This window comes from Leptospiraceae bacterium, assembly GCA_024233835.1.
Taxonomy (GTDB): Bacteria; Spirochaetota; Leptospiria; order Leptospirales; family Leptospiraceae; genus JACKPC01.
This window is the reverse complement of record JACKPC010000004.1, coordinates 104784-118758: the sequence shown is the minus strand read 5'-3', so window position 1 is coordinate 118758 and position 13975 is coordinate 104784. Positions and strand designations below refer to the sequence as shown.

At 36.2% G+C, this 13975-nt stretch carries 14 protein-coding genes and 1 tRNA gene; 6 read left to right on the top strand and 9 right to left on the bottom strand.

Annotation, left to right across the window (positions count from 1 at the left end):
• From H7A25_18395 to H7A25_18385, 3 genes are all read left to right on the top strand, one after another.
• A complete protein-coding gene (locus H7A25_18395; protein ID MCP5501877.1) occupies positions 1-1011 on the top strand; it encodes a hypothetical protein in 1011 nt (336 codons plus the stop codon).
• Positions 1012-3774, top strand: coding sequence for a DEAD/DEAH box helicase family protein (locus H7A25_18390; GenBank protein ID MCP5501876.1), 2763 nt, complete (start codon positions 1012-1014; stop codon positions 3772-3774).
• Between the two features lie 511 nt (positions 3775-4285).
• The gene (locus H7A25_18385; protein ID MCP5501875.1) at positions 4286-4477 is read left to right on the top strand and encodes a hypothetical protein; all 192 of its coding nucleotides are present in this window, start codon (positions 4286-4288) and stop codon (positions 4475-4477) included.
• Positions 4478-4517: 40 nt separating this feature from the next.
• On the opposite strand, the gene H7A25_18380 is transcribed toward H7A25_18385, so the two are convergent.
• Positions 4518-4589 (bottom strand) — tRNA-Pro (locus tag H7A25_18380).
• 521 nt (positions 4590-5110) lie between these two features.
• Between H7A25_18380 and H7A25_18375 the strand changes: the two genes are divergently transcribed.
• Positions 5111-5347, top strand: a complete 237-nt coding sequence (locus H7A25_18375) for a PD-(D/E)XK nuclease domain-containing protein (GenBank protein ID MCP5501874.1) — start codon at positions 5111-5113, stop codon at positions 5345-5347.
• Between the two features lie 43 nt (positions 5348-5390).
• The gene (locus H7A25_18370) at positions 5391-6497 is read left to right on the top strand and encodes a saccharopine dehydrogenase NADP-binding domain-containing protein (GenBank protein ID MCP5501873.1); all 1107 of its coding nucleotides are present in this window, start codon (positions 5391-5393) and stop codon (positions 6495-6497) included.
• Positions 6498-6560: 63 nt separating this feature from the next.
• Here the strand turns inward: H7A25_18370 and H7A25_18365 are convergent, their stop codons facing one another.
• The 7 genes from H7A25_18365 to H7A25_18335 all read right to left on the bottom strand — a co-directional run bounded on the left by H7A25_18365 (position 6561) and on the right by H7A25_18335 (position 11489).
• On the bottom strand, positions 6561-7220 hold the full coding sequence (locus H7A25_18365; protein ID MCP5501872.1) for a hypothetical protein: 660 nt from the start codon (positions 7218-7220) through the stop codon (positions 6561-6563).
• A 3-nt stretch (positions 7221-7223) separates the two neighbouring features.
• Positions 7224-8243, bottom strand: a complete 1020-nt coding sequence (locus H7A25_18360) for a hypothetical protein (GenBank protein MCP5501871.1) — start codon at positions 8241-8243, stop codon at positions 7224-7226.
• A gap of 62 nt (positions 8244-8305) precedes the next feature.
• Complete coding sequence (locus H7A25_18355; GenBank protein ID MCP5501870.1) at positions 8306-8689, bottom strand: hypothetical protein; 384 nt, start codon at positions 8687-8689, stop codon at positions 8306-8308.
• A gap of 73 nt (positions 8690-8762) precedes the next feature.
• Complete coding sequence (locus H7A25_18350) at positions 8763-9503, bottom strand: hypothetical protein (GenBank protein MCP5501869.1); 741 nt, start codon at positions 9501-9503, stop codon at positions 8763-8765.
• A gap of 53 nt (positions 9504-9556) precedes the next feature.
• Complete coding sequence (locus tag H7A25_18345; protein MCP5501868.1) at positions 9557-10573, bottom strand: alpha/beta fold hydrolase; 1017 nt, start codon at positions 10571-10573, stop codon at positions 9557-9559.
• On the bottom strand, positions 10552-10887 hold the full coding sequence (locus tag H7A25_18340; protein ID MCP5501867.1) for a hypothetical protein: 336 nt from the start codon (positions 10885-10887) through the stop codon (positions 10552-10554). The genes H7A25_18345 and H7A25_18340 overlap by 22 nt, the downstream gene beginning before the upstream one ends.
• On the bottom strand, positions 10887-11489 hold the full coding sequence (locus tag H7A25_18335; protein ID MCP5501866.1) for an ATP-dependent Clp protease proteolytic subunit: 603 nt from the start codon (positions 11487-11489) through the stop codon (positions 10887-10889). Before H7A25_18335 ends, H7A25_18340 begins: the two co-directional genes overlap by 1 nt.
• Positions 11490-11730: 241 nt before the next feature.
• Here H7A25_18335 and H7A25_18330 point away from each other — a divergent pair, with 241 nt between their 5' ends.
• Positions 11731-12018: a hypothetical protein gene (locus H7A25_18330; GenBank protein MCP5501865.1), complete on the top strand. Its 288-nt coding sequence runs from the start codon at positions 11731-11733 to the stop codon at positions 12016-12018.
• Between the two features lie 55 nt (positions 12019-12073).
• Here H7A25_18330 and H7A25_18325 read toward each other — a convergent pair whose 3' ends face one another.
• Complete coding sequence (locus tag H7A25_18325; protein ID MCP5501864.1) at positions 12074-13780, bottom strand: HD domain-containing protein; 1707 nt, start codon at positions 13778-13780, stop codon at positions 12074-12076.
• Between the last annotated feature and the right edge of the window lie 195 nt (positions 13781-13975).

Below are 13975 nucleotides of genomic sequence, written 5' to 3'. Positions count from 1 at the left end.
ATGAAAAAAGTTTTAATCTGTTTTTGTGAAGGTCCCCATGATAGAGCGTTTTTATCCAAAATACTAAAAAATAATCTTGATTTTAAAGACTATAAAGGCAAAATCAATGATTTGCCTCCGGTATTCAAGTACATACAAAATGACTTAAACCAATTAGATATTTCTGAGTTAAAACTGGCTGATAAAATTATGCCTGATATTCCTTATATCTTTGAAAAAGAAGAACAGATGATTGCAATATATGCAATGACCGGGATTACTGAGATAATAAACAAAAAGAAAAATGATTATGAAATAAGTTCTCAATTAATAGAAAAAATTTCTGAAATAACTGAGTTATCAAATGAAAATAAAGAGAATATTAAAGGGCTCAGATATAAAACTAAAGAAAGGTTATTCAATAAAATTCAGGAAAAAATCCCAAATTTAAATCCAGAAATAAAAACCTTGATAGAATCAAAAGCAAAGCACAAAAGACTGATTTATTTATTAGATACTTTCTTAGACTACGAATCTCAGGCTCGACTCATTAAAAATAAACCTCAAACAATCAATATACCTTTTCATTTTGCATTCTTTTTTGATGCAGACGATGACACGGTTGATGATAGATTAAAAGAATTTATAGAATGTTATAAAGATGAATTTAACTTAGATGATTCTTTTAAGCCTTCCCAAAAAAATTCTATTGATGGAAGGAGTATTGGTATTTTTGTTTTTACAAAACCGGAACAAGAATCCGGAGATCTTGAGGATATATTGCTACCTATGGTAAATAATAAATATCCGGAATTATTAAAAGAATCTAAAGAATTAATCCAAAAATACAAGCCAGCAAAAGATAAATATGATGAAGATAAAGCAATCCTGGGAGTTGCAGGACAAACCAAAAATGCGGGAGTCGCAGTTCATGTAGCAATAGAAAGAAGTGACTTGATTCCTGATGATGAATTGAAATCCAATATTGTAGTAAAAAAAATAGAAAACTTTTTTCAGGATATGCTAAGTTAAATGCTGAATAGATACTCCTCACGCATAGCCAAACTCGAAAAGAAGTTCTTAGGACAAAGTTTTTTAAATGAAAAACTAAAGCACGCAGACTATTACGACAGGATCGCTGGATATTTTAGTCCTTCCATTTTACAAATCGCCGGTGAATCTTTGGGATCATTAAAAAGATGTCGAATGGTGTGTAACTCCCAAATCGTTTTCAGCCATATTTCCGAAAATCAGAAAATTTCAGAATCTGCTTTTAAAGCAGAAATCTGGAAGGAATGGTGTGCAATGGAACCGGAGAAAATAAATATACCCGGAACTCTTTTGGAAACTCTATACTATTTATTAGATAAAAAAGACAAACAAACCGGAGAGAAGTTTTTAGAGATCCGAATTTTACCTGATGATTTCTTTGGTTTAATTCATGGCAAAGCAGGAGTGATAACCTATAAAAATGGAACAAAAACCAGTTTTATGGGTAGTGCAAATGAATCACTAAATGGTTGGAAATTAAATTATGAATTGGTCTGGGAAGATGACTCACAAGATTCCGTAAAATGGGTAGAAAATGAATTTTCTGCACTCTGGGGACATCATTCTGCATTCCCATTAACAAAAGAAGTCATAAATGATATTAAAAGAAATGCTAATAGAACAATACAAACTGTAAAAGACTGGCAGGAGCAACCGGAAGTAGCAGCACCAATTGTAGAGTCTCCTGTCTATCGTAAGCATAATGGCTTATGGAACCACCAAAAATATTTTGTCTCCAAAGCTTTTCATGATCATATTCAATACAATGGTGCAAGATATATTCTTGCCGACCAGGTAGGTTTGGGAAAAACTCTGCAACTTGCTATGTCAGCATTATTAATGGCTCTCTATGGAGATTTTCCTGTCCTTGTAATTGCCCCCAAAACTCTATTAAAGCAATGGCAGGAAGAATTTAGATCTTTATTAGATGCTCCTTCTGCCATTTGGACGGGAAAAAACTGGGTAGATGAAATGGGAATAGAGTATGAAAAAAAAGGCCATGCCGGAATCAAAAATTGTCCCAGAAAGATTGGTATAGTTTCACAGGGATTATTTTCTAGTAAAAGTAAAGCAGTCGAATATCTTTTGCAACAACAATATGAGTGTATTATTTTAGATGAAGCACACAGAGCCAGAAGAACAAACCTTAATGCAAAAATAGAAGAAGAAAGAAATCCTAAGCTAAATAACTTAATGAGCTATATGACTAAAATTACAAAAAAAACAAAAAGCTTATTATTGGCGACAGCAACACCAGTGCAAATTCATCCAGTTGAAGCTTGGGATTTGCTCTCATTATTGGCAGTAGGCAAGGAACGTATAATTGGAAACATTTACAGTAAATGGAGTGAGCCAGGACTTGCTCTGGATGCAGTGATGGGAAATGTTACTAAAATGGAAATATCAGAATTCTGGCAATGGTTATATAATCCTTTTCCTCCAGCGGAAGAAAAAACAAGAAAAGGAAAAGCAGATTTTAGTATACTAAGAGATTCCTTAAATCTTAAAAAGGATGAATTCATTGCTAATATTGATAGTTTTTCTGAATTACGTCCTCCGGATAAAAGACGAATCGAAGGAATTAAAGAATATTTTTTTCAGGATCACAACCCTTTTATTCGCTATATAGTAAGAAGAACCAGAAGTTATTTAGAAGAAACAATAGATCCAGAAACGCAAAAACCATTTTTGCCTAAAGTTGAAGTTATTCTGTTTGGTGAGAACGATTCCGAAGCTGTAGAATTAACATCTTACCTGGAAGATGCTTATCAACTAGCCAGAGAATACTGCGAATCCTTATCTGAAAATAAAACAGCAACCGGCTTCTTTAAAACTTTGTTACTTCGGAGAATTGGAAGTTCTATAGAAGCAGGTAGACAAACAATAGAGAAACTTTTAAATCCTAAAGAACAGGAAATGGAAGAATTTTGGGAAGAAGAAGATGAAGGTGATGATGAAAGGGAGAGTGAAGAGTTATCCAGCAAAGAAATTCTAGTTAAACTCTTAAAAACATTAAAAGCCAATAATACAGTTGATCCAAAAGTTCAGTTAGTTTATGATATACTAGTAAATGGTGTAAATGGTACGGAACCCTGGCTAAATAGAGGTTGTATTATTTTTTCCAGTTATTATGCAAGTGCTTATTGGCTTGCCATGGAGTTATCGAAAAGAATTCCTGAGATAAAGATTGGTTTGTATGCAGGATCCAATAAATCCATGCTAATAGAAAATGAGAAAGGCTATCGTATCGATAGAGAAGAAATCAAGACCCGCGTAAAAAACTATGAACTTAAATTAATCATCGGTACTGATGCAGCAAGCGAAGGTTTAAATTTACAAACTCTCGGAACACTTATCAATTTAGATTTGCCCTGGAATCCTACACGCTTAGAGCAAAGAAAAGGAAGAATTCAAAGAATTGGACAAAAATACTCTAAAGTCTACATATACAATATGAGGTATAAAGATTCTGTTGAAGATGATGTGCATAAAGCTTTATCCTCTCGCTTAGAGAGTATTCATACCTTATTTGGACAACTTCCTGATACCTTAGAGGACGTATGGATTCAATCAGCGATGGGAAAAATTGAAGAAGCTAAACTTATATTAGACTCAGTTCCAGAAAAGCATCCTTTTGATATTAAATACAATACCTCAGCATTTGTTCAGGGAGAATTTTGGGAGCAATGCTCAAATGTCTTGAATAACCTTGAGAAATTAGATCAGTTAAAAACTACCTGGTGAAATAAAAACTGTAAATAAATTTGTATTTTTTCGTGTCCTCTAAAAAAAGTATAAAAAAACAGGAATTTTCCAATTTTTTTTAAGAATTTTTTAGAAAAATTTTATGTCTCAAAAAACTGCATATACTCAACGTAGAGACACAGAAGACCTACCCCGCAGTCTTACCTTATCTCTATAGAAAATTTTAATTCTGAGCAAATTTAAAGCCTTAAAAATCAAGAAGAACTCCAGAAAACACGAGGAGCCTTCGTTAAATCTATAAAATCTTTATATTTTCTCTAATGATCTCTATATTGTTTTCCGCATTCTGGAAAGCCATTTCCATGAAATAGAAAACTTTTTCCGTAAAGCGGAAAGTGTTTTCCATTGTACGGAAACACTTTTCCACCCGATGGAAAGAAAAAGCTTAGTATATATTTAGCATAGTAATTTTATGAAATTTATGAAATTTACGTTTGACAAAAAAACTCGCTCTGTTAATTTATAAATTATCCTAAAAGGAGGTATACAGATGGCAACTGAATTAAGAGAACGCAAAAAAGTAAGACCAAATATTTCTTTTGTAGTTAATGAAGCTTTGAGAGAAGAGTTTGAAGACTATGTTAATGAGTATGATAGCAATATCACCGATGTTTGCAGGACAGCATTGGTTGAGTATTTAGAAAAGCGTAGAAAGTTGCCAAAAGGAAAATCTGATAAATAGATTCTTTTGGCTTCCTCTGTGGGATGGAAGCAATGTGGTATCGGGATGACTGGATTTGAACCAGCGACCCCTTCGTCCCGAACGAAGTGCGCTACCGCTGCGCTACATCCCGTATCTTTCCATGCTTTTTTCTTTTTCGTTTTTTTCAAGTAGTTTATTCTGACTGTAAAAATAATTCTTTTAAAAACCGCACTTCTCAAAGAAAATAATATCTTACTGCAAATATTTTCTATTTTATTTGTTTTCCCAAAAAAGGAGATAATTAGAGTATTCCTAAGCAAACAAAAAACCCTGCCTTTCTCTATGGTAGGGATTAAAGAGAGATTCATTTATAAGATGAGGAAATTATTCCTGTTTGTTATATTCGCAACCTATAATTTATTTTCAGACACTATTTTTCTGAAAAATGGCAGGGTTATAGATGATGTTCGGGTCTCAATCGATGATCGACATCTCATTACTACGGATAAAAATGGTAGAAACGCAAAGTATAAGAAGTTTACTATAAAGTCTCTTAAACCCCAGCAATTCTCGGTGATGCTACCTCGGCACCATTTTAAATTGTTCCGGGTCGAACACAAAGAGCAGAAGATTTTTCCATGACTCAAAGTAGATCATATTTACCGAATCGATATGGTAGCCATACTCAATGGCAATTGCTATGTGATGGAGTTTAAGGTAAATGAAATGACACCGGAAGACAAAGCCCTTGTGCAGCTAAAAGAAAGAAGATACCACGAGAAATATGTAGGCTATGAAAGTACACATCTCCACTCCGGCAACGTTCAGAATATCTACCTCATGGGTATAGAGTTTAGCAAGACCGATAGAAATATTACAGCTTATGACTGGGAAAAAGTGGAAAAATAGTCTTATACGGGCGGTCCGGTAATAATAAAAGGAGATCTTAACTATGAAAACATTTATTCTGGGGGGCTATGGTAATACCGGCTATCTTATAAGCCGACTTTTACTACAGCATTCGAATACAGAAATTGTTATAGGAGCGAGAAATAAGGTAAAGGTGGAAGAAGCTGCTCTCTCTTTAAATCAGGAATTTAATACAAACAGAGTTAGTTTTAAAGAGTTGGATGCTGGAAGTAGGGAAAGCTTGAAAGAAGCTTTTCGGTCTTCTGATATTGTTGTAGTGGCTTCCAGCACTATTGAATTTACTAAAAATGTAGTTGAAGCCTGTTTGGATTCGAATTGTGATTATCTCGACCTACAACTTTCATCTCCTTCCAAACATAAAATTCTGGAAGCTTTCAAAGGCCGAATTAATTCTGATAAGAGATGCTTTATCACCGATGGAGGTTTTCATCCGGGAGTTCCGGCTGCCATGGTGCGTTATGCTGCCACACAGTTTGAGAACTTATCTTCTGCCAATGTTTACGGGGCTTTTCGAATCAACTGGAAAGAGTTAAAATTTTCCGAGTCCACTATATTAGAATTCGTGGATGAACTAAAATATTTTGACCCTAAAGCTTTTATAGATAAGGAATGGAAGCAAATGAGTTATAGCAAAGTTCCCAAATATGACTTCGGAAAAAACTTCAGGGAGCAATATGCAACTCCTATGTATATGAAGGAGTTGGACTCACTTCCCTCAGAAATTCCCTCCCTAAAGGAAACCGGTTTTTATATCGCAGGCTTTAACCCGTTCACGGACTATTTTGTTCTGCCCCTGACTCTTCTTTTGTTAAAAGTATTGGGTGAAGCAAGTATTCCTTTTATTTCCCGATTTTTCTTCTGGAGCCTAAAGACTTTTACAAAACCTCCCTTTGCTGCCACCCTGCAACTGCTGGCCAGAGGGAGAAGGGAAGGGCAGGCAAAAGAAATGAAGATGGTTTTAGAACATGAGGAGGCTTATGTATTAACCGCTGTTCCGGTTGTCGCCTGCCTTCTACAATATTTTTCCGGAAATCGGAAAGAGGGCTTGCACTTTCAGGCACAATTTGTAGAGCCTGAGACATTTTTTAAAGATATCGAACGACTCGGAATTCGAAGTTATAGGAGTTAAGAATTGTTGACACGGAGGGTTTAAAGGTCAGGTGAAATTCACCCAACCTGTATTTCCTGTTGTTCAGGGCTTTTTTTCTTCGGGTTTGGTATCGGTTTCTAATTTATTTTCCGTTTTCGCAGTGTTTTCTTCTTCTCCGAACCATTTGCTTTCTGCAGTTTTAAACTCCTGGGGAACTTCTACTTCCATAGTTTTACAGGCTAATACTGTATATCGAATAGCTCCCTGAAAAAGATGCAGACTATAGTAATAATTCCTTTCTCTTTCAAATTTTTCTGCGTTTACATGGCGGGAACGGGCCAGGTTCAGATAACGGTTAGCTTTATATGTCTTCTGAAGCTTATCTTTTTTATCTCCCTCCTTAGCTGTATCAGAATGCAGATCGGATACATATGCAGAGCTAAAATGGTCGATAATCTGGCTTGAGAGTTTAGAAAGATAGGCTGTATAGGCTTTTTCTGTCTCTTTTAGCTCTATCCTGGCAGCATTCACCGCTTTTAAAGTCTTATCCCGGTTGGTCCCTCTAAAAGCCGAATCTGCTGACTTATAGGCATCTTCAAAGCTTTTATACTTCTGGGATACTTCCGAATCTGTAAATAGCTGCTGTACTGAATTCAGATTTTTGTAGTGGCTATCCAGAATTTTTTTGGAATCAGAAAGCCTGTCAGCAGACAGGCTCATAACAAGGCATAAAAATGCGCTGAATATAAATACTCTTTGCATATTTTATTTCTTATCCCCGTTTGTAGCAGGAGTATCGGTTGTAGCATCACCGGAAGTCGGATTAGTAGCAGCAGGGGTATCGGAACTTTGAGAGTCAGGTTTTGCATTTGAAATATATTTTTCCTGTCTTAGCTCAGAATCAGTTTGTTCCAGAATAGATTCCCTGTTATAGGTAAGGATTCCAAAATTATCATCGTTTACTTCTAAAAGGTCTACCTTGGAAGCATCTTTGCTGATTGGAGAAGCCACTACCTTATCTAAAAGCCCATTCTCAACATAGACAGTAAGTTTATGCTTCATTTTATCGTAGGCATCCGGAGTGTTTTCTTCGATCTGTTTTTTCAAATCATCAAAATAAACTTTCTTATAGGCTTTTTTATCCCTATCCGGTGTCTTGTATTCTATTAAAGAAGCGAGCACAAACTTTCTGGCAAGACGGGAAGAGTTTAAAGACCTCGAATACAGGTTTAATTTATTTCTATACTGATAAGGTGAATTGTTATTGGCTCTTAAAATTGTGTCTTCAGCAATTCTCAGGTCTCTGCTGGCCAGTTTCAGAAGGTGTTTTGCCATTCTATCTTCGGTGCGGACTATTTTCACCTGAGCATATTCTAAAAGGCTATTGGAGTCTTTTATATGCTTTTCAAGGGATGATTTGAATAAAGCCACCAGTGTCCCCTGAGAGGAACGTAAGGGAGGAAAAGCAGCTTTATAGTCCCCTTTAAGATAAAATGTATTCCCCTGGAAATCCAGACGATTCGCCTTTATCATCTCATAGTAATAGTAATTGTTTTTACCCTGTGTTTTTGGTTGGTCGGCAGAAGCATCTGTAGCAGCATCTGATTTTGTTTCAGTTTTCGCTCCGGCAGGTGGAGCAAGATTACTTACTACCACGTTTATCAACTCCATGTATTTCCGGTTTTCAGCGATTAGATTCTTCAGGTTATCGGCATCAGGGCTGACTGCAAAAACATTATAGCTTGCAACAAAAAGGCACAGTACGATCCATTTTACTTGTTTCATGGTTCCCCACTCATTCATATTTTTCTATGTACTAATTTCGGTCTTCTGAAAACACAGACTTATCATTTTTTCTTGCCACGAATGTACTTATCAGCAAAGGCCTCTTTTTCTTTCTGTTCTTCTTTCTTTTTTTCCTCTTCCTTTTTTTCTTCTGCTTCTTTCTTTTCTTCCGCCTCTTTTTTCTGTTCTTCTTTCTTCGCTTCCTCCTCGGCTTTTTTTGCAGCTTTCGTTTCAGCGGCTTTGGCTTTTCTTTCTTCCAATTTTTTTACTATATGAGGTGCCAGGAAATAAGCTACGAAAGCGGTAATTAGAGAGGTAGCATAGATAGAGATTGAAAACTGCTGTTCAGTTATCCGCAGTTTAAGCAGGAATAATAAGTGAAGGATTGAAAAATAAAGAGCGGGCAGGGTAATAATTATCAGGATACGAAATAAAGTTACTTTCATAGGAACTCCGAAATAATAGAAATACAGTTCCTGGTAATTCTGAAAGGAAAAGAAAAATTATTAGCTTTAAATTTTAAGCAGCTTCGCGGTTTTTTTTAGCTTGAGAAGATTCGAAAAAGTCAGCGAATTTGGCTGTCAATTCAAGAAGGAATAGGAAGTAGCGACTATCCGCATGACCGCCTTTTACCTGTAAGCAGAGGTTTTGACCGTATATTTCAATGGATACATCTTTCAATCTGTGCAAAGACTCCTGGATTTCCTTCGTATTTAAAAGACCTGCGCAAAATACCTCTGAGCTTCCCTTTATCACAAAACGCTTTTCCAGTTTCTCATCTTTACATATACCATATATACGATTTAAGAAGAAACTCTCTACACTTTCCTTCATATTCTCATCCCTGAGAAGGAAATGGTATCTCCTGGGATTGGAAACCGGAATTTTGATTTGAACGAATTCCTCGCCATACTCAGAATTGCCAACTCTTTGAATGAGGGGTTGAATGGATACGGAGTGTTCTCTGAAGGTGCCATAGATAGTGGGTGTCCAGGGTTCATTTGAAGGCATGTGATAACCAAGGCCGAGTGCTTTGGCTATAGATTCCCAGATTAACCAGCGGCTTCTTTCTTTTACTCTTCTACGACTTTTAATAGCAGGAAAATAGACATAGGGTGCACCTACACCGGTTATCGCCATGAAAAAGCTTCCCAGAAATATAAGGGTTTCTTCCTTCTGACTTATGCCGGACGCAAAACAACCCATACTGAATAGTAGAGGAATAAAAATAAGTAGTTTCCAAATCTTTTGGCTTCGCATAGATTATTGCTATCGTTCTCTTATCTATAAAAAATGCAAGTTTTTTCTTCAACTTAAGTCAGTAATTTTTGAAAATATTCTATAAGGGTGTAGTTTAACCACCTTCCATCCGGGATATCTTCTGTTTTATCTGTCATAAAGCCGACGTGACCTCCACCATGAGTTAGAATACGCGTAACATTGGGAACTTTTTCCCAATTCAGTCGCAGGAATTCATCTTTGGGAATGAGAGGATCATCATCTGCATGGATAATAATTCCTTTTTGCTTGATGGTATAGATATAATTTTTACTCGAACAAACCCGGTAGTATTCTAAGGCTCCCCTGTATCCGGCGAGGGGAGCGGAAAAAATATCATCAAAATCGAACATTGTTTTCGTTTCAAAAACATGTTTCAGGGTATTGGGATTGGAATGCACTCTACCTTTTTTGATTTTTTCTTTAAAAGAACGTAAAAACCTGTCCCTGTAAAATTTTCCCCTCGGAGAATCGATATGCTCACAGCAACTTTTCAGGTCAAGGGGAGGGGAAACTGCTGAGAAGTATTTAATTCTCGGTCGATTTTTTTCTCCCAGATACTTTAAAACCATATTGGCTGAAAGAGAGAAACCGCAGAGAATTATCTTTTTGGAAAGACTTTTATACACAAAATTTTCGACTTCTTCAATATCCTCTGACTTTCCCGCGTTATAAATCAGGCCGGAAAAGCCTTCTCCTTTTCCGCAGCCCCTGAGATTCACCCGGATTACTCCATAACCGCGTTTGAGAGCCGAGGAAGCTAAAGTCACGATATAATGACTATCCGAGTTTCCCTCCATACCATGGATTAAAATCATATAATAACCATTAAAGGGGGGGGAATTCTTCCTATAACTGTCAAGTGGGGGATTATGCTCCAGCCAGAGAGAGTCTCCGGACTTATCAGAGGTATAAAGAATTATGTCTTCTGAGTAATACTGACTGGTTAAGGGATTTTCCGGAGGAAAAACCACATTAAAGATGGTCTGTATATGTTTCCCTTTTAAGAACTTTCGGGGCTTAAAATTCCTTATGAAAGAACTTCTTTCCATAGATTGATTTCATCTTTTTCCATCAGGCCTTTTTTACTGGCAAAACCTAAAAATCTCTTAAAAAAAGAGAGGTATTTTTTTCTCATAAAGACATGATTGGTATAATTATCTATTAAATAGAAATTTATAAAGTCATCTACCTCAAAATGGGTTAAATCTTCCAGAAGGATTTCTTCCGGTTCTTCCTCTGTTTCATCGAGATATAGATGCTCCAGGTATTCCAAAAGCACTTCTATCAATTCGTCATCATCGTTTATATCTGAAATTTCGAGGAATGCATCAAAAGCATTCCTCGCAGAATGCTTCTCGGCCATCAGGAAACGTGAATGGAACTGGCTAGTTTATCTACAATTCCGTATTCGATAGATTCGTTAGCACTCATGTAATGGTCTCTATCCGTGTCCTTTTCTATTCTTTCGAGAGGTTGGTTACAGGCTTCAGCCAGGATTTCATTCAACATAGCCTTAGTTTTTTTGATTTCATCTGCATGAATCTTGATATCGGTTGCCGGTGCTACAATTTGACCGCCTATGCTCGGCTGGTGAATCATTACCCTGCCACTCGGCCAGATATAACGTTCTCCCTTTTCTCCCGCACAAAGTAGAAGTGAACCCATAGAAGCAGCAAGTCCCATACAAACCGTTGCAACCGGGGAGCTTATCATTTTCATGGTGTCATAAATAGCCATTCCGGCCGTAACGGAACCTCCGGGGCTATTGATATAAAAGGTGATCTTTTTTCCCGGATCCATCATTTCGAGGTACATTAACTTATTTACGATTTCTTTAGCAGATTCGTCCATAACCGGACCCCAGAGAAAGACCTTTCTTTCTTCAAGAAACTTTCTCTGGATTTTATCTGCATTTTTTAAGTTTTCCAGCATTTCTGGAATTTCTTCATTATCTCTTTCTGGCATATAGTTCTTATTTTTCAAACTATCCTAAAAAACAAGCGAAATCCAGACAAAAGAAAGGATTTTTTCTTCCTCCCGAATGAGCTATCATTTCCTATAAAAATGAGGACTGAGCTGACAATCAGGAATGTATATTGCAAAAAATATTTGACTTAACTGCTGATATTCTTACTTTGCATTCAGAGTGAAGTTTGTTGCAAGTAAAATTTCACTATTTCAAATTTTGATAATGTAGGAAAACCACATGAAGATGAGACTTTTTATTTGTGTAATGTTTTTGGCCCTATTTGCCATGAACTGCAAAAAAGAAAATAATGAACCGGCCCCTGAAACCAAATCTACAACAGAATCCAAGCCCGCTGTTGAAGAAAAAAAAGCAGATCCTGCTTTTAAAGAGAAGGCTCTGTCTGAGTATATTAAACAATATGGAAACGCAGAATGTGCGAAAAAAGAAATTGATGGAGCTCTTAAAGATTGCAATGAAGATATGGATTGTATTCACAATAAAATCAACCAGAATTGTAATCTTTAGTAGGAATCGATTTTTTACCAGACCGGGTACATTTTGTGTCCCGGTATATAAAGGTTTAAATTTTTCCTGCTAAAAAATGAACTTCTGTACCCAGCTTTTTTGTGTCCACCCGTATCCAGTCTTCTTCTGCTATCGATTCAGAAATATTAATAATAAAGTATCCCGCATCTACCATTTTTATTAGTTCTGCATATACTTCCGGATCCAGATGTGTTCCGGATAATTCAGACATAATTTTTTTAACTTCATCGATTGTCTTGGCTCTTTTATAATCTCTGGGACAAACCAGGGCATCAAAAATATCCACCACAGCACTAATTCTTGAAACAAGAGGTAAATCTTTACCCTTAACTCCCAGGGGATAACCTGTGCCATCATATTTTTCATGATGATCCCGGATTACCATTAACTCTGCTGTATTAATCAGGGGAAAGTCTTTTGCAATTTCATAACCGAGCATGGGGTGGCGATTCATTTCCTGTCTTTCTTCCGGTGTAAACATGGCCGGTTTGGTTAACACATTTTTATCTATCCCGATTTTTCCTAAGTCATGCAGTAGCATTCCGTAATATAGTGATTCTCTATCCATCTCCGAAAGCCCCATTTTATAACCAAGTGCACTGGCAAGTACCGCTGTTCTCATTTGATGGCCTTTAGTTATATTATGAAATTCACCAAATAGTTTCATAATCATATAGACCATATTTCGAAAAACCGTCTTAGATTGGACTTCTTTTTGTTTCAGGGTTTCGAGCAGTACATTATATTTATTTGACAGCACACCAATTTCATCGTCACTAAAGGACTCTATTCTTTCGTTATAGGAAATTTCTACTCGTGTTTCTTTTGTGTTCGGAACCTCCACTTTCTTTACAATTGTATCCATAGTTCTGGAGAGTTCATTCAAAGGATCTAAAATGATATTAGAAATAATTGTATTCATCACAAGGATTAGTACCACTATCACCAGGATAGAAATAAGCATAACAAAGAGTTCTACTTTTTTTACAGCTCTATAGGTTGCATTACAGGAAAATGTGATTTCAATATCGGTTCCCGATTTTAAACCCAACTCTCCGGCTGTAAGTTCTCTGATTTGTTCCATTAGATATTTCTTATCTAATTCTATTTCCGGAAAACGGGATTCTATGAGTTTTCCATTCTTCCGGATAAAAAGAACTTCCGGATACTGTTTCATAATCTCGGCAGAAGGAGAGGTTTCGAGGTGTATAAATATTTCCTTAAATACCTTATTATCTCTCTCTTTATATTCGTCTTCAATCCAATTAGTAAGAACAAATCCGATGGTAAGTACAATAATCATAGCAGAAGTTGAAATGGGCACAAAAACCTTCTGCTTTAATACCGAATCAGTAGATTTACTCAGTTTTAAAAAGCGAAGTAAACGGAGCATTTTTAAGAGTCGAATTGCTCGTAGCACACGAATTCCCCTGAGGAGTTTAATTCCTCTGAGGGCTTTTATAGCGGGGGCTAAAATGGGTAGAATACTGAGAAGGTCTATCCAACCATAGTCCTCCCAGAAATATTGAGAGCGATTTATATATAATTTGAAGAAAAACTCGATACTGAAAATAGTTAAAATAAGAATATCCAGTTTTTCGAAAATGAGAATCGTCGAAACCTCAAGCTCAAAAGCCTTTTCAATAAAGAGAATCGAAACTGATAGTGTAACTAAAAAAAGGATAAAGCGTTCGAAAACTTTTCCGTATAAAAATTTTTCCAGCTTTTCTTTTATGGACATAAATACATGTTTCTCCCGTTTACTCTGTTAATAACGTAAGGGAGGAAATAAGAAAAGCTTTTTTTTAAATGGAGGAAATAATTTATCTCTCAAGTATATTGTATTTTCCTAATGTGTTTAAAAAAATCTTTATATTGCCGGCCTGTACATAGAAAAGGTGAAGCTTTCACTCCACCTTTTCTTTCTATTTTGTTT